This window comes from Bradyrhizobium agreste (assembly GCF_016031625.1).
Lineage (GTDB): Bacteria > Pseudomonadota > Alphaproteobacteria > Rhizobiales > Xanthobacteraceae > Bradyrhizobium > Bradyrhizobium agreste.
Genome location: NZ_JACCHP010000017.1, coordinates 67,703 through 91,728, shown reverse-complemented (window position 1 = coordinate 91,728; position 24,026 = coordinate 67,703). Strand labels below are relative to the sequence as shown.

Here is a 24,026-nt window from a genome sequence, read left to right as displayed (position 1 = left end):
ACGACGCTGCCGCGTCCACCGCAAGCCCGGCTCGCGACAATGACGACCGCATGATCGCCCCTCGAGAATGAGCCGGGATAAGCGACACATACGATATTTCCGAATTTCGGTAAAGCGGAATGTTTTTACGTCGATGGATTGACAGCGAAGCGAAACACCCCCGGTCCGGCAGCATCACCCCTTCACCGGCGTCCCATCCGCCATGATCGTCACGCCCTTCCGCTCGACGATCATGCCGTAGGCATGCGGCTGGCGGTGGACGTCGAAATTGAAGGTGGTGCGCTTGTAGGAGTTGCAGAGATCGAGATCGCAGCGCGCCAGCGCGATCTCGTCGCCCTTCGTCGTGCAGGCCGCGATGATCTCGCCCGAGGGCGCGATGATGCAGCTGCCGCCGATGTGATCGACGCCCTCCTCGATGCCGGCCTTGGCGACGCCGACCACGAAACTGCCGTTCTGGTAGGCGCCGGACTGCATCACCAGATGATTGTGGAACAGCGAGAGATCATCATGCTCCGGCGCGGGCGGATTGTGCACCGGCGTGTTGTAGCCGATCAGCACCATCTCGACGCCCTGCAGGCCCATCACGCGATAGGTCTCGCTCCAGCGGCGGTCGTTGCAGATCTAGCGCCTGACCAGCCCGGCCTCGAGCGTCAGCTCGGCATAGCCGAGGCAGAAGCCGATGCCGAGCTCGCGCGCGAGATCGAACAGCGCCTGCGTCTCGGGGCCCGGCATCTCGCGCTCGAAGAAGCCCTCGATCTCGGCCTGGTCCTCGAAGTACCAGCGCGGAAAGAACGTGGTCAGCGCCAGCTCGGGATAGACGATCAGGTCGCAGCCGCAAGCCCGCGCCTCGCGCATCAACGCCATCAGCCGCGCCACCACCGCGGTCCTGGTCTCGCTCCTCGCGATCGGGCCGAGCTGGCCGGCTGCGATGGTCACAATTCTCGTCACGCGTCATTCCTCATCTTTTTTCGAGTGCGCCAGGCCTGAGCCTATCACCGCGCAAACAGGCCGCCTCGGCCCTCTGCGCCGAGGACACAATCAAATTCCGTGCCTGCGGGTATCATCGTGCGGCGCTGGGCGAGCACCCCAAACAGAAACTTCGTTGCCGATCTGCAACGGTTCCCCACCGTCTGAAGCCGGACAAAACAAACTCCCATTCCGGCCACGAACCGCTCTCACAACACCGTGAGACTATCAGGGGAAGACGATGCGTGCACAACGCGTTTGGAAAGTGAATGGGGCCGCCAGCATCGGGCAGCTTCAATCGAGACTGGACGATCTGAACAAGCGACTCGGTCAGCTCGAAAACCAGCATCCGGACAGCTGGACGCTCGAGGAGCTGAGATCGAGCGCGCTCAGCCTGTCTCGCGAGATCGACGACATCCGCTGCGCCGAGGCGACGGCGGCCCTGAGCGAGCTGCTGCGGAAATAGTCGGCCTGCCGATTCGCGCCGCGCGCAAGGAACCAAGCTCGGCGGCGGCCATTTCCAAAAGAATTGGCGCTGTGAGGGACCTCGCATGACCTCCGATCCCGAAGAATCGGTGCGGCTGCAAGGCTACGGCGAGATGACGCTGCGCACCGCCGTCGAGACCTTGATGCTGCTCGCACCGCGCGAGCGGTCCGAGGCCGCGATCTTTCGCGTCCGCGACGGCGTGCGCCTCGCGCAGAGCGAGATCGCCGAGCTCGCAACACACTGGGGTATCGAGCCCACGCCAAACGTGCGATCGCCGAAACTGGTGCCGGAGCAGCACTGGCAAGACATCATTCGCGGCATGGTGCGTGACGCCCCGCTGCCGTCGCTGCTCGTGGCCTTTCTGGTGGGTGTGCTGGTCGCTCGCAAATGATGGTGCGCGCTCGCGACGACGCGCACGTGAACGGAATCTCCGCGTTCCGGGAAACCCGAGGAAACCCATTTTGCTCGCGAAATCGCGACCGCTCCGCGCGGAACGTCTCGAAGCAGCAGGGATTGGTCTCCCGTTGAACCCGAACATGGAGACAACCATGACACGTGCGAAACTCGTGAGCGTCGCCGCAACTCTGGCCGCGATTTTGCCGCTCGCAACTGCAAGCCCCAGCCTCGCTGCGGGACGCGGTCCCGGCTGGTGCACCCCACCGGCTGGAGAAGCAGTCGGCGCCGCCGGACCCGCCATGAGCGGCGGCCAGTTGATGGCCGGCGTCGGCCAATGCCAGCGCATCGGCAGTTGGCACCCCACCAACACCTACGGCTATTGGAGCCCGGGCTACGGCTACGACGAGCCTCGCTGGGGCACATCTGCCTACGCACCCTACGACTACGAGGACTAGGGCCCTTCACATCGCAAGATCACAGCGGCGCGGCCGATCACGGCCGCGCCGTTTGCGTTTGATGGGCATCGATCGGAGTGAGGGATCAGGCGTAGTGCGAGCCGAGAAAGGCCATTGACTGCCGCCGCCAGCTATCCGCCAGCCATGCCGCCGCAACAAGCCGCTTTGCTGATCCAAATCGGCCGTGGACCCGCCCCGAAAATCGTTGCAAAAGAGCGTCCGAGGCGCCGGCGGCCGGTCTGCCAAGCCTTTAGGAAAACGTCGACTTTTGGAAGAATGGTCGGAGTGGCAGGATTCGAACCTGCGACCCCTGCGTCCCGAACATCCCGCCCCTCTCGCAACCTATTGATTTTTGAGCGATGAGCCTCGCCGGTTTTGTGACCCTTAGAAGACGCAACAGCCTTGCGATCACATGACATTCGATGAGACTCGACACAATGGATTTCACTAAGGCGGCAGCGCTTGCAAGTGCATGGGTGGACATTACGTGCGAAGGACAGGCGCGCATTGTACCTGAATCCACAATTGCGAAACCATATGGTTGGGTTTTTCTTCTATCAATCCATAGAGTTTCTCGATAACGGCGTCGCATCGGCGCGGCTTGCCGGGAACGCTCCAATTATAGTGGACAGAAACACATCTGAGTTGCGTGTAACCGGTACAGCCAAGCCGCTGGAGCATTATTTGGAGCATTACGAGAACACGCTCCCTCCCGGCTCGCTTCAGCGCACGCCCCAACTCCCAAGTTGGTAAGCGGAGTTGAGGTTAGCCAAATCGCCAAACGTTCATCAACAACAGCTATGACTACGTTCGAAGACGAAATTCGAGAGGTGTTGAAAGTTGAGTTTGGCACGGGCAGCTTGAAAGAAGCGGGCACCGCCGACGAGATCTTTCGGTTGATCCAACATGGATATCCGATAAGTGGATCGAAGATCGATTGGAAGCGCGTTCCAGGCGCAATCCGATGTTTCGAGGAGATCAAGTCCAAAAGGCCAGAGCGGTTCATCCAGTTCTTCGATGAGGTTTGCGCTCAGTTCGAACTTAAGGGCCCGGTGCTTTACGCCGGTGATAGCGCGACAGATTTCGCGTTGGCCGGATCAATCCAGTCCATGAGGAGGGCTCTGCCTGAGCTAATTGACATCCCGCAGCACCATTATTTTGTTGGCCCGAATGCCAGTTGGTGCTTTTGCTTCACGATGGAGGGCGACATGGATTTTGGTAGTGTTGCCGCCCCTCCATTGAGCTAATCGGTATCCAGCTTTCTTTTCTATGTGTTGGAAGCGACGCGGGGAAACGTGGATTCGCAGCACAGGATCGTCACCAGCATGCCGCTCACCGAATTGTGGAACAGCAGCGGCACCCTAGACGCATTCCGCGTAGCGAGTGCGGGGGAGACGGATATCGTCCAACTGCTGCGAGGTGGTTCAAGCTTTGTGGTCGCGGAGGTAGGGCAGCCCTTGCGGTGGATATCCGAAGGCGAACAATTTGCATTTTGGAAGTCTGAGGTGAAGTGCCGCCTAGTCGCTCCAGATGCAAATAACTTCCAGCTCGACGACTACCCAAGCCAGTACTGCTATGTAGCAGCTGTCTGGCAGTGCGTGCCCTTCACAACGGTAATTGTCCTCGAGAAGCACCACTGATCTGGACCTCAGCGCTCCTGAACCGAAACATAGCCCCGTTTGCGGCGGAGGCGCCCTAGGTGATCTCGACTTAGAATCCGCTTTCCTGGTATCCCGACATACTCGTCCAGCGCTCGGCGACCGGAATTGTCCTCGATGGTCACGGTGAAGCTATACTGCCCGGGACCGTCAGCTGAGTAGCTCGCGGAAAGCTCGCGAAACATTGTTGGAGACGCACCGTGCTTCTTGCATAAGAAGGCCAGTGCATCAGGAGAGTCCGCGATCGTTCGGGCGAGTCGAGGGGAAACGTCGCCCTGTGTGGCTTGTCCGATTAAAAAATCGACCACGACACGGCGCTCAGGGCTGTGGAGAGCCGCACCGAACACGCTTAGCTTTGGTCCCTCAAAAAAGCCAAACAGAAGGCTGTCGCCGCTCGCGAGCGAGTCGGCGATATTATGGCCGATAGATCGTAGCTGATCGAACTTCACCTTGGCACATTTGCAAGTAGACGTAGAAACCGCACAGTTTCTAACCCAGAAATAGGAACCACGCCAACTTCGAGTTGGTCTCCAACTCGGACCTCCGGCGAACCCGCCCTTGGTGAGGACGAAAGTCAATGAAGATGAACAAGAATGGACGTGATCGAGGGCGCGTATGCACCTTCGGGCCTTGCGTGCTCCCCGTCATGATCGAGGGTGATCTATTTCTTGGGCCCTTTCTTGGGCCCCAAAAAGTGCTAGAGGCTTAAGCCATTGAAACTAATGGTCGGAGTGGCAGGATTCGAACCTGCGACCCCTGCGTCCCGAACGCAGTGCTCTACCGGGCTGAGCCACACTCCGACAAGAAGGCGGCTTATAGCGTCGGGTTTGACGCACTGCAAGCGGCCGAGCTGAGGAATTTTGCCCTAGTGAAAACGGGTGCTGAAACGCTGATTTTGCCGGCCGGCGCGGCCGGCGCGGAAGCTGCCGCCCGGCGAATTGCCGCCGGCGGGCTGGTCGCGTTTCCGACCGAGACGGTCTATGGGCTCGGGGCAGATGCCGCCAATGCCACCGCGATCGCCCATCTCTACGCCGCCAAGGGCCGGCCGGCGTTCAATCCGCTGATCGCGCACGTCGCGGACCTCAAGGCCGCGCGGCGAATCGGGCGGTTCGATGCGCGCGCGCTGGCGCTCGCGGAGGCGTTCTGGCCGGGGCCGCTGACGCTGGTGGTGCCGAAGACCGACGACTGCCCGGTGGCGGATCTCGCCACGGCAGGCCTGGACACGGTGGCGATCCGCATTCCCGCCCACCCCGTCGCACAGGCGATCCTGCGCGCCTTCGGCGGCGCCGTGGTCGCGCCGTCGGCCAACATCTCCGGCCACGTCTCGCCGACGCTGGCCGCCCATGTCGAGAGCGACCTTGCGGGGCGGATCGACCTGATCATCGACGGCGGGCCTGTTACGGTCGGCGTGGAATCCACGATTCTCGGCTGCTTCGACGCGCCGATGCTGCTTCGTCCCGGCGGGCTGTCACGCGAGCGGATCGAGACGGTGCTGGGCACGCCGCTGGCGCGGCCGCCGGTGGAGGCTGGCAACGACGACAGCCAGCCGCTGGCCCCTGGCATGCTGGCCTCGCATTACGCGCCGCGCGCCCCTGTGCGGCTCAACGTGCGTGAGGTCGCGCCGGGCGAGGCGCTGCTGGCGTTTGGGCCGGAGCGCCTGCCCGGTCTTGACGCCGCATCGGCCGTGATGAATTTGTCGCCCGCCGCCGATCTCGATGAAGCCGCCGCCAATCTGTTCGGCTATCTTCGCAGCCTCGATGCGAAGGCGCCGCGGGCGATTGCGGTGATGCCGATTCCCGAAGATGGTCTGGGCGAGGCGATCAACGACCGGCTGCGCCGCGCCGCGGTGGCGCGGTGAAGCAAGAGACGAGGACATGAACATCGACAAGCCTGCCACCCCGCCGCTTGCGCCCGAATTGATCGCGCAATTCCGCAAGATCGTCGGCGACCGCCACGCGATCACCGATCCAACGGATATCGAGCCTTACGTCACCGAGGAGCGCAATTTGTTCCACGGCCGCTCGCCGCTGGTGCTGCGCCCGGGCTCGACGGCGGAGGTCTCTGCGATCTGCAAGCTCGCCTCCGCGCACAACATCGCGCTGGTGCCGCAGGGCGGCAACACCGGGCTCGTCGGCGGCCAGACGCCGCACAATGGCGAGGTGGTGGTGTCGCTGCGCCGGCTCGACAAGATCCGCGAGATCGACACCGCCTCCAACACCATGACGTGTGAGGCCGGCGTGGTGCTGCAGATCGCGCAAGCCAAGGCCTCCGAGGTCGACCGGCTGTTTCCGCTGTCGCTAGGGGCCGAAGGCAGCTGCACCATCGGCGGCAACCTCTCGACCAATGCCGGCGGCACCGCGGCGCTCGCCTATGGCGTCGCGCGCGAGATGGCGCTGGGCCTCGAAGTGGTGCTCGCCGACGGGCGCGTGCTCAATTCGCTGTCGAAGCTGAAGAAGGACAACACCGGCTACAATCTGCACAACCTCTTCATCGGCGCCGAAGGCACGCTCGGCATCATCACCGCAGCGACGCTGAAACTGTTTCCGAAGCCGCGGGCGATCGAAACCGCCTTTGTCGGGCTGAAATCGCCGGCGGCAGCGCTCAAGCTGCTCACCATCGCGCAAGGCGAAGCCGCCAATGCGCTGACGAGCTTCGAGCTGCTGTCGGAGCTGGCGGTGGATTTCTCCGTCCGCCACGGCATCGACGTGCGCGATCCGCTTGAGGCGAAGCATCCCTGGTACGTGCTGATGGAATTGTCATCGCCGAGCGAGGATGCCCGCACGCCGCTGGAGACGATCCTCACCCGCGCCATGGAGGAGGAGATCGTCGACGACGCCGTGATCGCGGCCAATCTCACCCAGCGCGGCGCGTTCTGGAAGCTGCGCGACGAGATGTCGGCGGCGCAGAAGCCGGAAGGCGGCTCGATCAAGCACGACATCTCCGTGCCGGTTGCGGCCGTGCCCGACTTCATCGCCGAAGCCGATGCGGCCGTGGTGAAGCTGATCCCCGGCGCCCGGCCGGTGCCGTTCGGCCATCTCGGCGACGGCAATCTGCACTACAACGTCAGCCAGCCGATCGGCGCCAACACCGCCGATTTCCTGGCACGCTGGCACGATGTGAACGCGGTGGTGTTCGAGATCGTGCTGCGCATGGGCGGCTCGATCTCGGCCGAGCACGGCATCGGCGTGCTCAAGCGCGACGAGCTGCCCGAGGTGAAGGACAAGACCGCGATCGAGCTGATGCGGCAGGTCAAGGCGATGCTCGATCCGCTCGGCATCATGAACCCGGGGAAGGTGCTGTGAGCGGTTCACTTACGATCGATGTGATCACCGATGCCGATGTCGAGCCGGTCGTCGCGCTGTGGCAGCGCTGCGGCCTGACGCGGCCCTGGAACGATCCCCATGCCGACATCGCACTGGCGCGGCGGCGCGACAATTCCACCGTGCTGGTCGGCCGCGACAATGGCGCGATCGTCGCCACCGTGATGGTCGGCCATGACGGCCATCGCGGCTGGGTCTATTACGTCGCGGTCGATCCCAGCTGTCAGAAGCGCGGCTATGGCCGCATCATCATGGCGGCGGCCGAGGACTGGCTGCGAAGCGCCGGAATTTCGAAGCTGCAGCTCCTGGTCCGCCGCGAGAACGCGCAGGCCAATGCGTTCTACGGCTCGCTGGGCTTCGAGCTCTCGACCTCCGTGATGTTCCAGAAGTGGCTCGACGGCCGCGCGACCACGCCAAGCAACTGAGATCCAGCCCATGACCATTTCCGACCGCGTCCGCATCAAGGACGTCCGCGTGCTCTCGGACGGCTGGACCACGCTGAAGACCACGACCTTCGAGTACCGGCGCGCCAATGGCGAGTGGCAGACCCAACATCGCGAGACTTATGAGCGTGACAATGCCGCGGCCGTGCTGCCGTATAATCTCGCGCGACGGACCGTGATCCTGGTGCGCCAGTTCCGTCTGCCGGCCTACATCCGCGGTTACGACGACCTCTTGATCGAGGCCGCCGCCGGCGTGCTCGACAACGCCGAGCCCGAGGAGCGGATCCGGGCCGAGGCAGAGGAGGAAACCGGCTATCGCCTGCACCACGTTCACAAGGTGTTCGAGGCCTTCATGAGCCCCGGCGCCATCACCGAGAAACTGCATTTCTTCGTCGCCGAATACGAGCCCGAGATGCGGGTGAGCGACGGCGGCGGCCTGGAGCACGAGGGCGAGGACATCGAGGTGCTGGAGCTCTCCATCGATGAGGCCCTGGCGATGATCGCCGACGGCCGGATCATCGACGCCAAGGCGATCATGCTGCTGCAGTATGTGGCGCTGCACGTGTTCAGGTGACGTGCTGACCCTCCCCTGGAGGGGCCCTGGAGGGGGAGGGTAAGAGACGCCGCGTCATCCTCGTCTGCAATTCTGTGCTGCGCCGCCCCGCCCCCCGGTTGAGCAACCGCAAAACTATCTCTAGTCTGGCGCCAACCAAGAACCAGGAGACGCGCCATGTCTGCTCCGCGCGACGACGAATTCGGCTTTGCGCCCGACTACGATTCCCCCGTCCCCTACATGCAGCGCACCCGGGATTATTACGCGGCGATCGGCTACGCTACGCCGTACCGCTGGGCGCATTACACCGCGGCACCGTTCCAGCCGCTGAAGAAGCCGCTTTCGCAATCGCGCGTCACTATCATCACCACCGCTGCGCCCTACGACCCGGCCAAGGGCGACCAGGGGCCGGGCGCGGCGTATAATGGCGGCGCGAAATTTTATCAGGTCTATGAGGGCGACACGTCGAAAGAACACGATCTGCGCATCTCGCATATCGGCTACGACCGCAAGCACACCTCGGCCACCGACAGCGGCACCTGGTTTCCGCTGCCGCAGCTGTTGAAGGCATCCGCTGCGGGGCGCATCGGCGAAGTGGCGCCGCGCTTCTTCGGCGCGCCGACCAACCGCAGCCATCGCGTCACGCTTGACACCGACGCGCCGGAGATCCTCGCACGCTGCCTCGCCGACAAGGTGGATGTCGCGGTGCTGGTGCCGAACTGCCCGGTCTGCCACCAGACCACGGCGCTGGTGGCGCGGCATCTGGAGCGCAACGGCATTGCCACCGTGATCATGGGCTGCGCCAAGGACATCGTCGAGCACGCGGCCGTGCCCCGCTTCCTGTTCAGCGACTTCCCGCTCGGCAATTCCGCCGGCAAGCCGCACGACATCGCCTCGCAGGCACAGACGCTCGAGCTCGCCTTGAGGCTGCTGGAGACCGCGAGCGGTCCGCAGACCACGATGCAGTCGCCGCTGCGCTGGAGCGAGAACGCCTCCTGGAAGCTCGACTACAACAATGTCGCGCAGCTCTCGCCTGAAGAGCTGGCGCGGCGCCGCGCCGAGTTCGACAAGCAGAAGGAGATCGCGCGCGGCAACCGCGCCGCCTGACGTCCTCCAATAACAACAAGCCGAGGGAGAGCGAGGTGACGCGACCGTTCGAGGGCGTGAAGATCCTGGATTTCACGCAAGTGCTGGCCGGCCCCTATGCGAGCTACCAGCTCGCGCTGCTGGGCGCCGACGTCATCAAGGTCGAGCGGCGCGAGGGCGAGGACATGCGCCGCACGCCGCTCAGCCGCGAATGGGCCGAGCGCGGGCTGGCGCCGGCCTTCCAGGCCATCAACGGCAACAAGCGCAGCCTGACGCTTGATCTGCAGAAGCCGGAGGCGATCGCGATCGTGAAGAAGCTCGCAGGCCGGGTCGACGTGGTCATGGAGAATTTCCGCCCCGGCGTGATGGACAAGCTCGGCATCGGCTATGAGGCGCTGTCGGCGATCAATCCCAAGCTGATCTATTGCGCGGTGTCGGGCTTCGGCCAGACCGGCCCGGACCGCCTGCGGCCCGGCTATGACGGCAAGATGCAGGCGCTGTCGGGCATCATGGCCATCACCGGCCACCCCGAGACGGGGCCGACGCGCGCGGGCTTTGCGGTGTGCGACGTGCTGTCCGGCGCCACGGCGGCGTTCGGCGTGTCGAGCGCGCTCTACCAGCGCGACCGCACCGGCAAGGGGCAGCTGATCGATGTCTCCATGCTGGAAGCGACGCTGGCGTTTCTCTCCGGCCAGATCGCCGATTGGTCGGTGGCCGGCCATCGGCAGACACTCTCGGGCAATCAGGCGGTGAGCCGACGGACCACGGCGAATTTGTTCAAGTGCGGCGAGGGCCATATCCTGCTCGCCGTCAACAACGAGAAGCAGTACCGCGCATTGATGAGCGCGCTCGGCCGCGAGGATACGCTGTCAGATCCGCGCTTTGCCGACTGGTTCGCCCGCAACGAGAACGAGGGCGCGCTGCGCGCCATCATCGAGGAAGCGCTGGCGAAACGGCCGGCGCGCGAGTGGGAGACGATCCTGGAAGACGCCGGCGCGCCCTGCGCCAGCATCTGGAAGGTCGAGGAGATCATCGACCATCCGCAAATCAAGGCGCGCGGCGCGATCCAGGAGCTGGACACGCAATATGGCCGGCTGCGCTTTGCCGGCAGCTGCTCGTCGTCATTGGCGACGCGGTTGACGCGGGTAGTGACGGGGTGCCAGGCGAATTCGCCGCTGCGCGGGGGCCTCATCAGCGGCAGGATCGCATCGACCTCGTCGCCTTTGATGTCGAGCCAGCGCTCGAAGTCGCGCGGGCTGATGGTGACGGGCACGCGGTCATGCAGCGCGGCGAGATCCTCGCCCGCCGCGGTGGTGACGATCGCGACCGTGTCGAGCTCCTCGCCGTTCGGCCCGACCCAGGTCTCGAACACAGCGGCAAAGCCGAGCGGCTCACCGTCGGCGCGGTGGATGAAAAAGGGCTGCTTGCGGCCGGCTTCGGTCTTCCACTCGTAATAGCCGTCGGCCGGAATCAGACCGCGCCGGCGGCGAATCGCGTTCTTGAAGGCGGGTTTCTCCAGCACCGTCTCGGAGCGAGCGTTGATCAGGAGCGTGAAACCGCGGGGGTCCTTGACCCAGCTCGGCAGCAGACCCCAGCGCATCAGGCGGAAATGGCGCGCGCCGTTCTCGACCAGCACCACCGGAATCGGTTGCGTCGGGGCGACATTGTACCGGGGCGGAAAATTCGGCTGCTCGACATAGCCGAACAGTTGCCGCAAAGCCGCGGGGGCCGAAGTTATGACGAAGCGTCCACACATCCTTGGAGGCCTATATAGGGTCCGTTCAGGTCCTTTTAACCCCGAACGTTAACACTGCGGCAGATGAGCTCAACGGCCACCCAACCCGCGCGGACGCATGTACAGACGGGCCCTGAGGCGACCGCCTGGGCCGAACGGCTGCGCGTCGCCAACATCAACCCGCGGACCGGGCTTGCCACCGACTATCTCAACCATTTCAATGAAGCCGTGATGCTGCTCGAAATGGTGCCTGACATGCCGGAATGCGCCGAGGACTTCCTGACCTGGACGCCGCTGTCCTATGCCGAGCATTTCACGGCCTCGAATTTCAAGGCGCGGGATCTCGCCATCGAGGCCTATGAAAGGGCCGATCCCAACGTGCGTGCCCAGTTCGACCACATCACGGACACCATGACCTCGATTCTGACCGCGGTCGGCACGGCCATGCGCGAGGTCGACAAGGACTCGACCCGCGTCCGCCTCGCCGAGCAGGCCGCCCTCTGGGTCAAGCCGCTGATCGCGGCCTGCGGCGGCATCATCAATGGCGGGGCGGAGGCCGACGTCGACACCATCATGACGAACTCGACCGGATAGGTGGCGCGATTGGCCGCAATCGTCCACCCTGCCCACCCCCAGCTTGCGGTCAGCGCAGCGATCTTCCGCGACGGCAAGGTGTTGCTGGTCCGCCGCGCCCGCTCGCCGGCCAAGGGCTTCTATTCGCTGCCGGGCGGCCGGGTCGAGTTCGGCGAATCGCTGCACCAGGCCCTGAGCCGCGAGGTCGACGAGGAAACCGGCCTTGCTATCGAGATCATCGGCCTCGCCGGCTGGCGCGAGGTACTCCCGGCCGCAGCCGGCGCCGGCCATTACCTGATCATGTCCTTTGCCGCGCGCTGGACGGCGAAGGAGCCGGCGCTGAACGACGAGCTCGACGATTACCGCTGGGTCGCCCCCAGCGCCTTGGCAAGCCTCGGCGACCTCAAGCTGACCGGGGGGCTGGAGGAGGTCATCCTGTCCGCTCACCGGCTGCTTGGGACCTGACGGCCCGCCTTGCGCCAGCCGTCCCGAGGGGGCATACAGCCGCCGATGTCGACGCGATTTCTGGCCATTTTTGCCCTGATTCTCGCCTGCGCCTCCGCGCCTGCGAGGGCCCAGGACGTGGCGGCGCCGTTTGACGGCGAACTGCAGCGGCTGGCCGAGATCCTCGGCGGGCTGCACTATCTGCGCGGCATCTGCGGGGCCAACGAGGGCAACAAATGGCGCAACGAGATGCAGGCGCTGATCGATGCCGAAACCCCCTCCGGCGAGCGCCGCACCCGCATGATCGCCGGCTTCAACCGCGGCTATAACGGTTTTCAGCAGACCTATCGCAGCTGCACGCCGGCCGCGATGGTGGCGATCCGCCGCTACATCGAGGAAGGCTCGAAGATCTCGCGCGATCTCACGGCGCGCTACGCGAACTGAGTTCTGCATTCGTCATTCCGGGGCGCGACGAAGTCGCGAGCCCGGAATCCATTCTTCCACCATCTCTGCGGCCAGATGGATTCCGGGCTCGCGCTGCGCGCGCCCCGGAATGACGGGAGTGCTGCAACCCTGTCATCGACTTTGTTCACAGCCGTTAACCGTTCTTAAAGATGTGGCCTAGCGGTCGTTAACGCCCGTGCTACACCTTCTCGCACAGCGCATCGCCGTGGATCGCGCCCCAGCCCTGACCGAGTTTCATGAGCCAGCCGATTTCCTACGCCCCCGCCCGCGCGCCGCTGCCCGATCACGAGCAGAAACAGGCTGCGCTGAGCTATCTCAACGAGGCCTGGGCCGAGGCGCGTCATGACGGCGTCGACGGCGACTGCCTGGCGCAGGCGAGCCTGTTCGCGGCCCTCGCCGAGCTCGTCGGCACCTATGGCGAGGACGCGGTGGCGAAGTTCGTCGAGGGCTTCCCCGGCCGCATCCGCAATGGCGAATTCTCGGTCGGCATCTCCCGGCAGTAAGCCGCGGGAGATGTTCCCGACAGAGCCGGGAACGCGCCCCTCCTGCGTTACGGCTCGATCTTGAGCGTCGCTTTCATGTTGGGATGATAGCGGCAGTAATACTCGATCGTTCCGGCCTTCTTCAGAACCGATGTCGCCGATGTCTTTGGCGGCAGCATCACGTCGAAATCGCCGTTCCCTGCGGTGGCGGTGTGGGCGAAGACGTCCCTGTTGACCCAGGTGATGGTATCGCCGATCTTCGCCGATACCTCAGGGGGAGCAATCACGAGATTGTCCATCGTGATCTCGATCGTCGCGGCACGTGCCGGGACGACCGTCGACAGAAGCACGGCCGCAAGCGCGATCGAAGCGAGGCGTCCCGGCATCATGCGACGCTCCTATTTCAGCTCGGCCGCAATGTGCTCGGCGTGCTGCTGATGACCCTGGAAGATCTTCAGCCCGGTCTGCAGCAGGCTCTTCAGCTCGGCATTGCTCGCAGACGGGATCAACTGCGTCTCCAACGCGCCATTGACCGCCTTGTGGTAGGCGACCTCGTTGGCGACGTAGGCCTTGTCGAACGCCGCGCCGTCGAGCTTGTCGAGCTCGGCCATCTTGTCGGCCGCCTGCTTCGACAGCGCCTTGCTGGTCTCGTTGTCCTCCGGCGTGACGTTCAGCTTCTTGACGAGCGCGAGGGCCTGCTTGTTGACCGCCTCGTGGTCGCGCAGCATGTCCTCAGCGAATGCCTTGACGTCCTTGTTCTTGGCCTTCTTCTGCGCCTGCTTGGCAGCGTTGATGTCGATCACGCCCGCGGTGTAGGCGATATGCGCGATCTGAGGATCGGTGGGCTTGTCGGCTGCGCTGGCGCCTTGCAGCAATACGGGGTTAGACAACATCATCGCTGTGGCGGCCGCCGCGCTCCAACGGATCAACATGGCATGACACTCCTGTGGGCCGGAAACGTTCCGGACTGTTGCTTGCACAGATTGGATGCCAATTCCGCGCGAACGTTCCCGAAAAATTACGCCCCGATGCCAAGGCGCCTGAGCACGGCCTCCGTCAGGCGCTCGCAACGCTCACCTGCGAACGGAAACGCATCCATCACGACCGGACCGATCTTCTTCTCGACGTTCTCGCGCAGCATGGTGCGCGCGCGGTGCAACCGCGTCTTCACGGTCTCGGGCTTGGTGCCGAGCAGCCCGGCGGTCTCCTCCACGCTCATCCCCTCCATCACCCGCGCGATGAAGACCATGCGGAAGGTCTCGGGCAGTTCGTCGACCGCGCGTTCGACGACACGCTGGATCTCGCGTTGGGCCATGGACTTTTCCGGATCAGTTGCGGCGGACGAAAGCGGAAACTGGATGATTTGTGCTTCGAGCGTTGCCTCCGGCACCGATCCCAGCTCGACCTGCGGCCTCCGGCCGCGTGCGCGTCCGAGCGCTTCGTTGATGGCAATGCGCGACAGCCACGTCGACAGCGCCGACTCGCCAAGAAAGCCGTCAAGGTGGGTGAAGGCGCGGACATAGGTCTCCTGCACCACGTCCTCCGCGTCGCTGTCGCTGCGCAGGATGCCGCGGGCAAGCCTGAAGAGCCGGCGGTTATTGGCCTGCATGATCTCGCGCAAAGCGGCCTCGTCGCGGCGCCGCGCGCGATCCACCAGTGCGGCTTCCAACGTCCTGGCGCCGGCGGTCAGGCCGGCTGCGGTCCCTGGCATGGCGGGCATCCTGTCTCCATTGGTTCCGGACATTGGATGCAGGCGCAGGGGAAAGGTTCCCAATTTTCTTACCTGGGATCTTACCCTTTCCGGTGGGTAACGACCGCCTCCTAACCCGTCTCGATCGGCAGCGAGGGATCTCTCGCCCATTCGCCCATCGAGGCGTCGTAGAGCGTCAGCTTGTCATAGCCGAGTTGCGCCAGCAGCAAGAGGTCGATCGTCGCCGAGATGCCGCCGCCGCAGTAAAGAATCACATTCTTGTCGCGCGTGACGCCCTGGGCGGCGAACTTGGCTTCCGCATCCGCAAGATTCGTCAGCGTCTTGTCGGCATTCACGAGCGTGGCTGCAGGAACGTTGACGCTGCCGGGAACACGGCCCGGCCGGCCATAGCGGCTCGGCTCCAGGCCGCGATGAAACTGCGGCCCGAGCGCGTTGACGATGACGGTTGCGGGATCGCCGATCTTTGCCAGCACCGCTTCCTTGTCGACGAAGCAGCCCGGGCGCGGCGCCGCCTTGAAGGTCGTGGCTGGATAGGCCTTGGGTGCGCCTGTCTCGACTGGCCGCCCCTCCTGCTTCCATTTGTCGAAGCCGCCGTCGAGCACGCGGGCATCGACGCCGAGCGCGCGCAGCATCCACCAGAATCGTGTCGACCACATCATGGTGCCGATGCCGTAGAGCACGATTGTCTTGGACGCATCGAGGCCGTGACGGCCGAAGGCGGCCTCGAGCTGAGCGACATCGGGCATCATGAAGAAGTGTTGCGACGAGGTGTCCGAGAACTCACCTTGCAGGTCGAGGAAATCGGCGCCCGGGATGTGACCGGCCGCAAACGTCTTGTCGCCGGGCACCGCGCGATAGGGCACGGCGCTGCCTTCCGGCGCGGGCTCAAGATAGGTCGTGCAATCGTAGAGGCGGAGGTTGGGATCGCTGAGGATCGGAGCGAGTTGTTCGGTGGTGATGAGGGCAGCTGGCTGGGACATCGGACTACGCTCCCGTTCGAGAGGAAATGTAGCTCTCTCCTCTCGTCATTGCGAGCGTAGCGAAGCAATCCAGAGTCTTTCCGCGGAGGGATTCTGGATTGCTTCGTCGCAAGAGCTCCTCGCAATGACGGGGAACGGTGCGTTCGCCCTCCGACAAAAGCGGCTACGCCTTCAGCGTCTCCAGAAACCGCACCGGCTCGCCCTGCGCGGCCGTTACCAGCTCGCCCTGCCACATCACGCGACGGCCGCGGATGAAGGTGCCGACGGGCCAGCCGGTGACGCGAACGCCGTCATAGGGCGTCCAGCCGGCCTTGGACGCCACCCATTTGTTGGTGATGGTCTCGCTGCGCTTCAAATCGACGATGGTGAAGTCGGCATCGTAGCCGGCGGCGATACGGCCCTTGCAGGCCATGTTGTAGAGGCGCGCGGGGCCGGCGCTGGTGAGGTCGACGAAGCGCGCGAGCGACAAGCGTCCCGCATTGACGTGATCGAGCATGATCGGCACCAGCGTCTGCACGCCGGTCATGCCGGAGGGCGACGCCGGATAGGTCTTCTGCTTCTCCTCCAGCGTATGCGGGGCGTGATCGGAGCCGAGCACGTCGATGATGCCCTGCTCGATGCCGCGCCAGATCCCGGCGCGATGATCGGCGCCACGCACCGGCGGGTTCATCTGCGCCAACGTGCCGAGCCGCTCGTAGCACTCCGGCGCGACAAGGGTGAGATGGTGCGGCGTCGCCTCGCAGGAGGCGACGTCCTTGTGGTCGCGCAGGAACTCGATCTCCTCCTTGGTCGAGATGTGCAGCACGTGAATGCGCTTGCCGGTCTCGTGCGCGAGCTTGACCAGGCGCTGCGTCGCCATCAGCGCCGCGGTCTCGTCCCGCCAGACCGGATGCGAGCGCGCATCGCCCTCGATGCGCAGCGATTTGCGCTCGTTGAGGCGGTATTCGTCCTCGGCGTGGAAGGCGGCACGGCGGCGGATCACCTGGAAGATGCGGCGTAGGCTCTCGTCGTCCTCGACCAAGAGGGCACCGGTGGACGAGCCGATGAACACCTTGACGCCGGCGCAGCCGGGCGCGCGCTCCAGCACGGGCAGGTCCTGGACGTTCTCGCGGGTGCCGCCGATGAAGAAGGCGAAATCGCAATGCATGCGGTGATGGGCCCGCTTCATCTTGTCGGCGAACTCGGCCTCCGTCACGGTCAGCGGCGAGGTGTTGGGCATCTCGAACACGGCGGTGACGCCGCCCATCACGGCGCTGCGCGAGCCGGTCTCGAGGTCTTCCTTGTGCGTCAACCCGGGCTCGCGGAAATGCACTTGCGTGTCCATCACGCCGGGCAGGATGTGCAGGCCCTTGCAGTCGATCACCTCGGCGGCCGAGCCTTGCGACAGCGGACCGAGCTCGGCGATGCGACCGCCCGTGATGCCGATATCGCGCACACCCTCGCCGTCCTGGTTGACCACGGTGCCGCCCTTGAGGATCACATCGAAATGCTGGGTCATTGGGCCTCTCTCATCCTCAGGGCGCAGGGCTCGAGGTCTTGTCGTTTATGCGTTGCGGGCTTACGTTCCGGAGCAACATGTCGCAAGAGATTTTCGCATGAAATCGGCGTTTCTTCCCGACCGGGGTGTGGTCAAGGTCGCGGGCGAGGATGCGCGCAACTTCCTCAATGGTCTCGTCACCTCCGATCTCGACAGGCTGAAGCCCGGCCTGGGGCGATTCGGCGCGCTGCTGACGCCGCAGGGCAAGATCATCGTGGATTTCCTGATCACGGAAGCGCCCGCGGGCCACGGCGGCGGGTTCCTGATCGACTGCCCCAAGGCGCTGGCGGACACCCTCGCCACCAAGCTGAAATTCTACAAGCTGCGCGCCAAGGTCACGGTGGACAACCTCGACCTCGGCGTGCTCGCGGCGTGGGACGGCGAGCCGGCGGCCCAGCCCGACCTTGCCTTCGCCGATCCGCGGGCTGAGGGGCTCGGCACCCGCATCCTGATCCCCGAAGATCTCAAGCAGAAACTGTCCGATCTCATCGGCGCCGAGCTGGTCGATGCGGCCGAGTACGAGGCGCACCGCATCGCGCTCGGCGTACCGCGCGGCGGGCTCGATTTCATGTACGGCGATGCGTTCCCGCACGAGACCAATATGGATCGCCTCGCCGGCGTCGATTTCGACAAGGGCTGCTATGTCGGCCAGGAGGTCGTCTCGCGCATGCAGCATCGCGGCACCGCGCGCACGCGCAGCGTGAAAGTGCTGATCGAGGATGCCTCGCCCGAGCCGGGCACCACCATCCTCGCCGGCGACAAGCCGGTCGGCACCATCGGCTCGACAGCCGGCGGCAAGGGCATCGCGCTGGTGCGCATCGACCGTGTCGCAGACGCGCTCGATGCGGGCCAGCCGCTCACCGCTGGGGGGCTGGCTTTGACGCTCGCGGAACCAGACGTCGTTCGAATTCCAGCCAAGCAGCCCATCGCATGAGCCGTGCTGCCCGCTTGCATCCCGATGGTCTGACCCGCTGCCCCTGGCCGGGCGAAGATCCGCTTTACGTCGCCTATCACGACACCGAATGGGGCGTGCCGGAATACGACGACCGCGCGCTGTACGAGAAGCTGATTCTGGACGGCTTCCAGGCCGGTCTGTCCTGGATCACGATCCTGCGCAAGCGCGATAACTTCCGCAAAGCCTTCGACGATTTCCAGCCGGAGAAGATCGCGCGCTACACGCCTAAGAAGGTGCACGCGCTGATGAACGATGCCGGCATCGTGCGCAACAAGGCCAAGATCGAAGGTGCGATCCTGAGCGCGAAGTCCTATCTCGATATCATGGAGAAGGGCCCGGGCTTCTCGAAGCTGCTGTGGGACTTCATGGACGGACGGCCCAAGGTCAACCACTTCAAGACCACCGCGAGCGTGCCGGCCTCGACGCCGCTCTCGGTGCAGATCTCAAAGGAGCTGTCCTCGCGCGGCTTCAAATTCGTCGGCCCGACGATCGTCTATGCCTTCATGCAGGCGACCGGCATGGTCAACGACCACCTGGTCGATTGCCACTGTCATGCGACCTGCAGCAAGACCCAGCGCAAGCCGCGCCTCAAGGCCAAATGACGGCGAAGAAGGCGGCCCGCAACGAAGAGGTCCGCGCCTGGCAGCGCATGCTGTCCGGCCGGCGGCTCGACCTGCTCGATCCCTCCCCGCTCGACATCGAGATCGGCGACATCGCGCACGGGCTGGCGCGGGTGGCGCGCTGGAACGGGCAGACCCTCGGCGCGCACATCTTTTCGGTCGCACAGCATACGCTGCTGGTCGAGACGGTGCTGCGGCACGAGATGCCCCGCGTCGACCAGCGCGTGCGGCTCGCGGCCCTGCTGCATGATGCGCCGGAATATGTGATCGGCGACATGATCTCGCCGTTCAAGGCCGTGCTCGACGGTCATTACAAGGCGGTCGAGAAGCGGCTGCTCGGCGCAATCCATATCCGCTTCGGCTTGCCACCGGTATTGCCTGACGACATCACGCAGGCCATCAAGGCCGCCGATCGCGGCGCGGCCTATCTCGAGGCGACCGAGCTCGCCGGCTTCAGCGCGAGCGAAGCGCGGCGCCTGTTCGGCAAGGATCCGGGTCTGTCCGACAGCGTCAGGCGCGACTATCTGACGCCCTGGACCGCGGCGCGGGCCGAGAAGCAGTTTCTGGAGCGGTTTGGCGGCGTGTTTGCGTGAGTCTTGTAGGGTGGGCAAAGGCGCCCTTGCGTCGTGCCCACCAAACTAAGCGCGATGCGCGCAGTTGCGAAATGGTGGGCACGGCGCGATGCGCCTTTGCCCACCCTACAGCGCTCGTTATAATCGGGTGCAAAAAGGTTCGCCATGATCCACGTCTGTTCCCTCGCCGCACTTCCCGAAACCGTCCGCCTCACCAAGGCCAGTCACGTGCTGACCGTGATGGCCAATGTCGAGCAGGTGGCGCGTCCAGTCTCGGTGCTCCCGGCCAATCATCTCAAGGTGTCGATGGACGACATCACCGAGGAGATGGACGGCTTCGTTGCGCCCTCGGAGACGCATATCGAGCAGGTGCTGAACTTCGTGCGCGGCTGGGACCGCAGCGCCCCGCTGGTGGTGCATTGCTATGCCGGGATCAGCCGCTCCACCGCGAGTGCGTTCGCGGCCGTTTGCGCGCTCAATCCGAACCGCGACGAGATCGAGATCGCCCGGAAGATTCGCGCGGCCTCGCCGATCGCCTCGCCCAACCGGCGCATCGTCAGCCTCGCCGATCGTGCACTCGGACGCAACGGCCGCATGCTGCGCGCGCTCGACGAGATGGGCCCCGGCGCGATGATGGTGGAAGGCCGCCCCTTCGCAATCGAGCTCGAATGACAGCTGGTCGTCACAATGGAGATATTGCCGTCATGGCCGGGCATAGCCGTCCGAAGGACGGCGTCGCTTCGCTCGCCTATGTCCCGGCCATCCACGAACTTTCTCGCGGCACGACGAACGTGGATGCCCGGGACAAGCCCGGGCATGACGAGTTTGTAGCAACATCCGCGACCATCAACGCATGAGCGAGACGCTGCTGACACCGATCGAGATCGGACTCACCGCGGCCATCGTCGCGATCGAGAACCACGAGCCGCTGATCCTGACCGCACGCGGCGCTGACGGGCTCGCCGGCCTGCCGTTCGGCCCGTTCGACGCGGTGAGCCACCGCACGTTCGAGATCGGCCTGCGCGCCTGGGTCGAGCAACAGGCGGGGCTGCGGCTCGGCTACGTTGAGCAGCTCTACACGTTCGGCGATCGCGGCCGTCATGCCGAGGCTGGCGATACCGGCGCCCATATGGTGTCGATCGGCTATCTCGCACTGACGCGCCCTGTGGACGGCGAACTCGCCGCGAACGGGGCGAGCTTCGCGCCCTGGTATCGCTTCTTCCCCTGGGAAGACTGGCGCGACGAGCCGCCGGCGATCATCGCCCGCGACATCATCCCCGCACTGACCAAGTGGGCCGAGGAGGAGACGCCGGAGACGACGCGCGCGCTGCCACGCAAGGATCGCGTGCGGTTCTATTTCGGTCTCGACGGCGCGCCCTGGGACGAGGAGCGCGTGCTCGACCGCTACGAGCTGCTCTACGAGGCCGGGCTGATCGAGGAGGCACGCCGCGACGGCCGTCCTGCGGCATTGGCGCGCAAGACGCTTCCCCCGCTCGGGACCTCGATGCGGTTTGACCACCGCCGGATTCTCGCCACGGCAATCGCGCGGCTGCGCGCAAAGCTGAAGTATCGTCCTGTCGTCTTTGAACTTTTGCCGGCTGAATTCACACTTACTGAACTGCAGCACACGGTGGAGGCGATCTCCGGCCGGCACCTGCACAAGCAGAACTTCCGCCGCCTGGTCGAAATGGAAGCCCTGGTCGAACCGACCGGGGTGATGTCGACACAGACGGGCGGACGGCCGGCGGCGCTCTACCGCTTCCGCCGCGAGGTGCTCCAGGAGCGGCCCGCGCCGGGCTTGCGCGTACGCTCCCGGCGCTAGATCCTGATATTTGTGGTACCGGCCCCTGCCCGCCGGTTGCCTGGAGGCTTCATGTTCGACGGCCCGTTTGACGCCTTTGCGCTGATCATTGCGATCATCGCCTTCCTGATCGCGATCAAGGCCTCCAACCAGGCGGCCGACCTGCGCCGCCGGCTCAACTCGCTCGAAGAGATGCTTTACGCGCTGCGGCCGGTGCAGCCGCCGCCGCTGGTGCCCGCGCAGGTGCAGGCCGAAGCCCCCGCCACGACTGCAGCCGCCGAGCCGCCGCCGTTGGCGCCGGAAGCTGAAACGACGCCGCCTCCGCTCGTCACCGAAGAGACTTCACCGCCCCCGCTTGAGTCGAGCACGGGCGCCGCTGCGCCCCCACCGGTGCCGGAGGTAGCACCCGGCTTGGAGGAGCGGCTCGGCACCCGCTGGGTGGTGTGGATCGGGGGCCTCGCGCTCGCGCTCGGCGGCTTCTTCATGGTGCGCTATTCGATCGAGGCCGGCCTGCTCGGCCCCGGCGTGCGCGTGTTCCTCGGCGGCCTGTTCGCCACTGCATTGCTGGGCGCCGGCGAATGGACGCGGCGCAAGGAGAGCATCTCGAGCATCGCGGCGCTGCCGATCGCCAACATCCCCGCGATCCTCACCGCGGCCGGAACGGCGGTGGCGTTCGCGACCATCTATGCGGCCTACGCGCTCTACGGCTTCCTCGTGCCAGCGACGGCCTTCGTGCTGCTCGGCATCGTTGCGATGGGCACGCTGGCCGCGGCGCTGTTGCACGGCCCCGCGCTCGCCGGGCTCGGCGTGGTCGGCGCCTTCGTGACGCCGATCCTCGTCTCCTCCGGCAAGCCGGATTATTGGGCGCTCTACATCTATCTTGCGGTCGTCACGGCCGCGAGTTTCGGTCTCGCCCGCATCAGGCTATGGCGCTGGCTTGCGGTCACGACCATTGCCTTCGCGGTACTCTGGATTTTCCCGGGTCTCGATACCGAACAGGTGCAGGTCGCGCCGCACGCCCTCCATGCCATCGCCGGCTTCGTGCTCGCCGCACTGCTCGTCGTCTGCGGCTTCATGTTCGGACCCAGCATGGAGGACGGCGAGATCGAGCCGGTCTCATCGGGCGCGCTCGGCGCCTATCTGTTCGGCGCGATGCTGGTCGTACTGTCGAGCGCGCATGCGGATCTCGCGCTGATCGCCTTCACGCTCCTGGTTGGCGGCACACTGTTCGTCGCCTGGCGTGCACCGGCGGCGACCGGCGCGCTGGGCGCAGCCGCGGCGACCGTGTTCATCGTGTTCGCCGAATGGGCGGTGCGCGCCAATCCTGACATGCTGGTGCTGCCGGGCGGCCCGATGCCGGGCGTCGGCCCGGTCGCGACCGACAGCGCGGTGACGCTGCATCTGGTGACGGCCGCGATCTTCGCCGCCGGCTTTGGCGTCACGGGCTTTTTCGCGCAGGGCCGCTCGAACTCGGCGATCATTCCCGTGGTGTGGTCGGCGGCGGGCGTCGCGACGCCCATTGCCATCCTGGTTGCGCTCTATGCGCGCATCGCCCATCTCGACCGCTCGATCCCGTTCGCGATCCTCGCCGTGCTGCTCGCAGCCAGCTTTGGCGCCGCGACCGAAGCGCTGATGCGCCGCGAAGAGCGGCCCGGCGTTGCCACCTCGGTCGCGCTGTTCGCGACCGGTACGCTCGGCGCGCTGGCGCTGGCGCTGACCTTCGCCCTGGAGAAGGGCTGGCTCACCATCGCCCTCGCGCTGATGTCGCTCGGCACCGCCTGGATCTCGTTGCAGCGGCCGATTCCGGTGCTGCGCCGGTTAGCTGCCGTCTTCGCCGCGATCGTCACCGCGCGCATCGCCTATGATCCGCGCATCGTCGGCGATGCCGTCGGCACGACGCCGATCTTCAACTGGCTGTTGTGGGGCTATGGCCTGCCGGCCGCCTCGTTCTGGGGCGCGAGCATCTTCCTGCGCCGCCGCGCCGACGACGCGCCGCTGCGCGTGGTCGAGACCGCGGCGATCCTGTTCACCGCGCTGCTCGCCTTCATGGAGATCCGGCACTTTGCGACCGGCGGCCGCATGACCTCGCCGCCCTCCCTGCTCGAGTTCGCGCTGCAAGTCTGTGTCACGCTCGCCATGGCAATCGGCCTGGAGCGCCTGCGGCTGCGCAGCCACAGCATCGTGCACAATGTCGGCGCGATCGTGCTGACGGCGATCGCCGGTCTCATCAGCGTGTTCGGCCTCCTGATCCTGGAGAACCCGATGCTGCTCTCCAGCGTCAATGTCGGCGGGCTCGTGTTCAACCTGCTGCTGCTCGGCTATGCGTTGCCGGCGGTGCTGATGCTGTTGCTCTCCTACGCGGTGGCGGGACACCGCCGTGTCGCATACGCAAACACGATTGCGGGTGGTGCGCTGGTGTTCGCGCTCAGCTATGTGACGCTGGAGATCCGCCGCTTCTATCACGGCCCGGTCCTGCTCTACGGCGGCACCACGAGTGCCGAGCAATACACCTATTCGATCGGCTGGCTTGCCTTCGGCGTGGTGCTGCTCGGCGTCGGCATCCTGGTCAATTCGGAGCGTGCGCGGCTCGCCTCTGCCGCCGTTATCGCGCTGACGATCTTCAAGGCCTTCGCGGTCGACGTGTGGACGCTGACCGGCGTCTACCGCGCACTCTCGTTCATGTGCCTCGGCGTCGTGCTGGTCGCGATCGGCTGGCTCTATCAGCGCATCCTGTTCCGGCGGCAGATCGCACCGCCGCCGGCCGCGCCGCAGACGGGCAGCTAAGCG

The 24,026-nt window shown here is 65.2% G+C and carries 27 protein-coding genes, 1 tRNA gene and 3 pseudogenes; 23 read left to right on the top strand and 8 right to left on the bottom strand.

Annotated features, from left to right (window positions below):
- Positions 1-174 precede the first annotated feature (174 nt).
- A pseudogene (locus HZZ13_RS24095) lies at positions 175-948 on the bottom strand (nitrilase-related carbon-nitrogen hydrolase).
- Between the two features lie 259 nt (positions 949-1,207).
- On the opposite strand from HZZ13_RS24095, the gene HZZ13_RS24090 reads away from it, so the two are divergent.
- The 6 genes from HZZ13_RS24090 to HZZ13_RS24065 all read left to right on the top strand — a co-directional run bounded on the left by HZZ13_RS24090 (position 1,208) and on the right by HZZ13_RS24065 (position 3,944).
- Positions 1,208-1,432 (top strand): hypothetical protein, encoded by a 225-nt coding sequence (locus HZZ13_RS24090; RefSeq protein ID WP_197961994.1) that lies wholly within the window; start codon positions 1,208-1,210, stop codon positions 1,430-1,432.
- Between the two features lie 85 nt (positions 1,433-1,517).
- Positions 1,518-1,844, top strand: coding sequence for a hypothetical protein (locus HZZ13_RS24085; RefSeq protein ID WP_197961993.1), 327 nt, complete (start codon positions 1,518-1,520; stop codon positions 1,842-1,844).
- 157 nt (positions 1,845-2,001) lie between these two features.
- Positions 2,002-2,304 carry a hypothetical protein gene (locus HZZ13_RS24080; protein ID WP_197961992.1) on the top strand — a complete coding sequence of 101 codons (303 nt, stop codon included), beginning with the start codon at positions 2,002-2,004 and terminating at the stop codon, positions 2,302-2,304.
- Between the two features lie 537 nt (positions 2,305-2,841).
- Positions 2,842-3,057, top strand: coding sequence for a YrhB domain-containing protein (locus tag HZZ13_RS24075; RefSeq protein WP_246504550.1), 216 nt, complete (start codon positions 2,842-2,844; stop codon positions 3,055-3,057).
- Positions 3,058-3,104: 47 nt separating this feature from the next.
- Positions 3,105-3,551: a hypothetical protein gene (locus tag HZZ13_RS24070; RefSeq protein ID WP_197961991.1), complete on the top strand. Its 447-nt coding sequence runs from the start codon at positions 3,105-3,107 to the stop codon at positions 3,549-3,551.
- Between the two features lie 78 nt (positions 3,552-3,629).
- Entirely contained in the window at positions 3,630-3,944 is a 315-nt protein-coding gene (locus HZZ13_RS24065; RefSeq protein WP_197961990.1) for a hypothetical protein, read from the top strand.
- Positions 3,945-4,685: 741 nt separating this feature from the next.
- Here the strand turns inward: HZZ13_RS24065 and HZZ13_RS24060 are convergent.
- Positions 4,686-4,762, bottom strand: a tRNA-Pro gene (locus HZZ13_RS24060).
- A 68-nt stretch (positions 4,763-4,830) separates the two neighbouring features.
- On the opposite strand from HZZ13_RS24060, the gene HZZ13_RS24055 reads away from it, so the two are divergent.
- The 6 genes and pseudogenes from HZZ13_RS24055 to HZZ13_RS24030 all read left to right on the top strand — a co-directional run.
- The gene (locus HZZ13_RS24055) at positions 4,831-5,820 is read left to right on the top strand and encodes an L-threonylcarbamoyladenylate synthase (protein WP_197961989.1); all 990 of its coding nucleotides are present in this window, start codon (positions 4,831-4,833) and stop codon (positions 5,818-5,820) included.
- Positions 5,821-5,836: 16 nt separating this feature from the next.
- A complete protein-coding gene (locus HZZ13_RS24050) occupies positions 5,837-7,264 on the top strand; it encodes an FAD-binding oxidoreductase (protein WP_197961988.1) in 1,428 nt (475 codons plus the stop codon).
- The gene (locus tag HZZ13_RS24045; RefSeq protein WP_197961987.1) at positions 7,261-7,707 is read left to right on the top strand and encodes a GNAT family acetyltransferase; all 447 of its coding nucleotides are present in this window, start codon (positions 7,261-7,263) and stop codon (positions 7,705-7,707) included. Before HZZ13_RS24050 ends, HZZ13_RS24045 begins: the two co-directional genes overlap by 4 nt.
- Positions 7,708-7,717: 10 nt before the next feature.
- On the top strand, positions 7,718-8,299 hold the full coding sequence (locus HZZ13_RS24040; protein WP_197961986.1) for an NUDIX hydrolase: 582 nt from the start codon (positions 7,718-7,720) through the stop codon (positions 8,297-8,299).
- 156 nt (positions 8,300-8,455) lie between these two features.
- Positions 8,456-9,385, top strand: a complete 930-nt coding sequence (locus HZZ13_RS24035; protein ID WP_197961985.1) for a glycine reductase — start codon at positions 8,456-8,458, stop codon at positions 9,383-9,385.
- 35 nt (positions 9,386-9,420) lie between these two features.
- Positions 9,421-10,476: pseudogene (locus tag HZZ13_RS24030) on the top strand (CaiB/BaiF CoA transferase family protein); the annotation flags it as partial.
- Here HZZ13_RS24030 and HZZ13_RS24025 read toward each other — a convergent pair.
- Positions 10,473-11,120: pseudogene (locus HZZ13_RS24025) on the bottom strand (SOS response-associated peptidase); the annotation flags it as partial. The pseudogenes HZZ13_RS24030 and HZZ13_RS24025 overlap by 4 nt on opposite strands.
- A gap of 63 nt (positions 11,121-11,183) precedes the next feature.
- Here HZZ13_RS24025 and HZZ13_RS24020 point away from each other — a divergent pair.
- From HZZ13_RS24020 to HZZ13_RS24005, 4 genes are all read left to right on the top strand, one after another.
- A complete protein-coding gene (locus tag HZZ13_RS24020) occupies positions 11,184-11,693 on the top strand; it encodes a hypothetical protein (protein ID WP_197961984.1) in 510 nt (169 codons plus the stop codon).
- A gap of 9 nt (positions 11,694-11,702) precedes the next feature.
- On the top strand, positions 11,703-12,137 hold the full coding sequence (locus tag HZZ13_RS24015; RefSeq protein WP_197961983.1) for an NUDIX hydrolase: 435 nt from the start codon (positions 11,703-11,705) through the stop codon (positions 12,135-12,137).
- 45 nt (positions 12,138-12,182) lie between these two features.
- Positions 12,183-12,560: a TIGR02301 family protein gene (locus HZZ13_RS24010; protein WP_197961982.1), complete on the top strand. Its 378-nt coding sequence runs from the start codon at positions 12,183-12,185 to the stop codon at positions 12,558-12,560.
- Positions 12,561-12,817: 257 nt separating this feature from the next.
- Positions 12,818-13,084 (top strand): hypothetical protein, encoded by a 267-nt coding sequence (locus tag HZZ13_RS24005; RefSeq protein WP_025034564.1) that lies wholly within the window; start codon positions 12,818-12,820, stop codon positions 13,082-13,084.
- A gap of 47 nt (positions 13,085-13,131) precedes the next feature.
- On the opposite strand, the gene HZZ13_RS24000 is transcribed toward HZZ13_RS24005, so the two are convergent.
- From HZZ13_RS24000 to HZZ13_RS23980, 5 genes are all read right to left on the bottom strand, one after another.
- Complete coding sequence (locus tag HZZ13_RS24000; RefSeq protein WP_197961981.1) at positions 13,132-13,452, bottom strand: cupredoxin domain-containing protein; 321 nt, start codon at positions 13,450-13,452, stop codon at positions 13,132-13,134.
- Positions 13,453-13,461: 9 nt separating this feature from the next.
- Positions 13,462-13,995: a DUF4142 domain-containing protein gene (locus HZZ13_RS23995; protein ID WP_197961980.1), complete on the bottom strand. Its 534-nt coding sequence runs from the start codon at positions 13,993-13,995 to the stop codon at positions 13,462-13,464.
- Positions 13,996-14,081: 86 nt separating this feature from the next.
- Positions 14,082-14,774, bottom strand: a complete 693-nt coding sequence (locus HZZ13_RS23990) for an RNA polymerase sigma factor (protein WP_197961979.1) — start codon at positions 14,772-14,774, stop codon at positions 14,082-14,084.
- Between the two features lie 110 nt (positions 14,775-14,884).
- Entirely contained in the window at positions 14,885-15,754 is an 870-nt protein-coding gene (locus tag HZZ13_RS23985) for a sulfurtransferase (protein ID WP_197961978.1), read from the bottom strand.
- Positions 15,755-15,917: 163 nt separating this feature from the next.
- Positions 15,918-17,252 (bottom strand): dihydroorotase, encoded by a 1,335-nt coding sequence (locus tag HZZ13_RS23980; RefSeq protein WP_197961977.1) that lies wholly within the window; start codon positions 17,250-17,252, stop codon positions 15,918-15,920.
- A 97-nt stretch (positions 17,253-17,349) separates the two neighbouring features.
- On the opposite strand from HZZ13_RS23980, the gene ygfZ reads away from it, so the two are divergent.
- From ygfZ to HZZ13_RS23945, 7 genes are all read left to right on the top strand, one after another.
- Complete coding sequence (gene ygfZ, locus HZZ13_RS23975; RefSeq protein WP_197961976.1) at positions 17,350-18,225, top strand: CAF17-like 4Fe-4S cluster assembly/insertion protein YgfZ; 876 nt, start codon at positions 17,350-17,352, stop codon at positions 18,223-18,225.
- A complete protein-coding gene (locus HZZ13_RS23970) occupies positions 18,222-18,848 on the top strand; it encodes a DNA-3-methyladenine glycosylase I (protein ID WP_197961975.1) in 627 nt (208 codons plus the stop codon). Before ygfZ ends, HZZ13_RS23970 begins: the two co-directional genes overlap by 4 nt.
- The gene (locus HZZ13_RS23965) at positions 18,845-19,459 is read left to right on the top strand and encodes a YfbR-like 5'-deoxynucleotidase (RefSeq protein ID WP_197961974.1); all 615 of its coding nucleotides are present in this window, start codon (positions 18,845-18,847) and stop codon (positions 19,457-19,459) included. Before HZZ13_RS23970 ends, HZZ13_RS23965 begins: the two co-directional genes overlap by 4 nt.
- A gap of 144 nt (positions 19,460-19,603) precedes the next feature.
- Complete coding sequence (locus tag HZZ13_RS23960) at positions 19,604-20,110, top strand: tyrosine phosphatase family protein (RefSeq protein ID WP_197947694.1); 507 nt, start codon at positions 19,604-19,606, stop codon at positions 20,108-20,110.
- Complete coding sequence (locus HZZ13_RS23955) at positions 20,107-20,295, top strand: hypothetical protein (RefSeq protein ID WP_197961973.1); 189 nt, start codon at positions 20,107-20,109, stop codon at positions 20,293-20,295. Before HZZ13_RS23960 ends, HZZ13_RS23955 begins: the two co-directional genes overlap by 4 nt.
- Positions 20,292-21,260: an NUDIX hydrolase gene (locus HZZ13_RS23950; protein WP_197961972.1), complete on the top strand. Its 969-nt coding sequence runs from the start codon at positions 20,292-20,294 to the stop codon at positions 21,258-21,260. The genes HZZ13_RS23955 and HZZ13_RS23950 overlap by 4 nt, the downstream gene beginning before the upstream one ends.
- A gap of 51 nt (positions 21,261-21,311) precedes the next feature.
- On the top strand, positions 21,312-24,023 hold the full coding sequence (locus HZZ13_RS23945) for a DUF2339 domain-containing protein (protein WP_197961971.1): 2,712 nt from the start codon (positions 21,312-21,314) through the stop codon (positions 24,021-24,023).
- Positions 24,024-24,026: the final 3 nt, after the last annotated feature.

Excerpts from the sequence above, each read along its gene's own strand:
- HZZ13_RS23950 (WP_197961972.1), top strand. The coding sequence starts at position 20,292 with ATGAGCGAGACGCTGCTGACACCGATCGAGATCGGACTCACCGCGGCC.
- HZZ13_RS24040 (WP_197961986.1), top strand. The coding sequence starts at position 7,718 with ATGACCATTTCCGACCGCGTCCGCATCAAGGACGTCCGCGTGCTCTCG.
- HZZ13_RS24000 (WP_197961981.1), bottom strand. The coding sequence starts at position 13,452 with ATGATGCCGGGACGCCTCGCTTCGATCGCGCTTGCGGCCGTGCTTCTG.
- HZZ13_RS23955 (WP_197961973.1), top strand. The coding sequence starts at position 20,107 with ATGACAGCTGGTCGTCACAATGGAGATATTGCCGTCATGGCCGGGCAT.
- HZZ13_RS24090 (WP_197961994.1), top strand. The coding sequence starts at position 1,208 with ATGCGTGCACAACGCGTTTGGAAAGTGAATGGGGCCGCCAGCATCGGG.
- HZZ13_RS23965 (WP_197961974.1), top strand. The coding sequence starts at position 18,845 with ATGACGGCGAAGAAGGCGGCCCGCAACGAAGAGGTCCGCGCCTGGCAG.
- HZZ13_RS23980 (WP_197961977.1), bottom strand. The coding sequence starts at position 17,252 with ATGACCCAGCATTTCGATGTGATCCTCAAGGGCGGCACCGTGGTCAAC.
- HZZ13_RS23990 (WP_197961979.1), bottom strand. The coding sequence starts at position 14,774 with ATGCCAGGGACCGCAGCCGGCCTGACCGCCGGCGCCAGGACGTTGGAA.
- HZZ13_RS24065 (WP_197961990.1), top strand. The coding sequence starts at position 3,630 with ATGCCGCTCACCGAATTGTGGAACAGCAGCGGCACCCTAGACGCATTC.
- ygfZ (WP_197961976.1), top strand. The coding sequence starts at position 17,350 with ATGAAATCGGCGTTTCTTCCCGACCGGGGTGTGGTCAAGGTCGCGGGC.
- HZZ13_RS23945 (WP_197961971.1), top strand. The coding sequence starts at position 21,312 with ATGTTCGACGGCCCGTTTGACGCCTTTGCGCTGATCATTGCGATCATC.
- HZZ13_RS23985 (WP_197961978.1), bottom strand. The coding sequence starts at position 15,754 with ATGTCCCAGCCAGCTGCCCTCATCACCACCGAACAACTCGCTCCGATC.
- HZZ13_RS23995 (WP_197961980.1), bottom strand. The coding sequence starts at position 13,995 with ATGTTGATCCGTTGGAGCGCGGCGGCCGCCACAGCGATGATGTTGTCT.
- HZZ13_RS24020 (WP_197961984.1), top strand. The coding sequence starts at position 11,184 with ATGAGCTCAACGGCCACCCAACCCGCGCGGACGCATGTACAGACGGGC.
- HZZ13_RS24080 (WP_197961992.1), top strand. The coding sequence starts at position 2,002 with ATGACACGTGCGAAACTCGTGAGCGTCGCCGCAACTCTGGCCGCGATT.
- HZZ13_RS24085 (WP_197961993.1), top strand. The coding sequence starts at position 1,518 with ATGACCTCCGATCCCGAAGAATCGGTGCGGCTGCAAGGCTACGGCGAG.
- HZZ13_RS23970 (WP_197961975.1), top strand. The coding sequence starts at position 18,222 with ATGAGCCGTGCTGCCCGCTTGCATCCCGATGGTCTGACCCGCTGCCCC.
- HZZ13_RS23960 (WP_197947694.1), top strand. The coding sequence starts at position 19,604 with ATGATCCACGTCTGTTCCCTCGCCGCACTTCCCGAAACCGTCCGCCTC.
- HZZ13_RS24035 (WP_197961985.1), top strand. The coding sequence starts at position 8,456 with ATGTCTGCTCCGCGCGACGACGAATTCGGCTTTGCGCCCGACTACGAT.
- HZZ13_RS24005 (WP_025034564.1), top strand. The coding sequence starts at position 12,818 with ATGAGCCAGCCGATTTCCTACGCCCCCGCCCGCGCGCCGCTGCCCGAT.
- HZZ13_RS24070 (WP_197961991.1), top strand. The coding sequence starts at position 3,105 with ATGACTACGTTCGAAGACGAAATTCGAGAGGTGTTGAAAGTTGAGTTT.
- HZZ13_RS24050 (WP_197961988.1), top strand. The coding sequence starts at position 5,837 with ATGAACATCGACAAGCCTGCCACCCCGCCGCTTGCGCCCGAATTGATC.
- HZZ13_RS24075 (WP_246504550.1), top strand. The coding sequence starts at position 2,842 with ATGGTTGGGTTTTTCTTCTATCAATCCATAGAGTTTCTCGATAACGGC.
- HZZ13_RS24010 (WP_197961982.1), top strand. The coding sequence starts at position 12,183 with ATGTCGACGCGATTTCTGGCCATTTTTGCCCTGATTCTCGCCTGCGCC.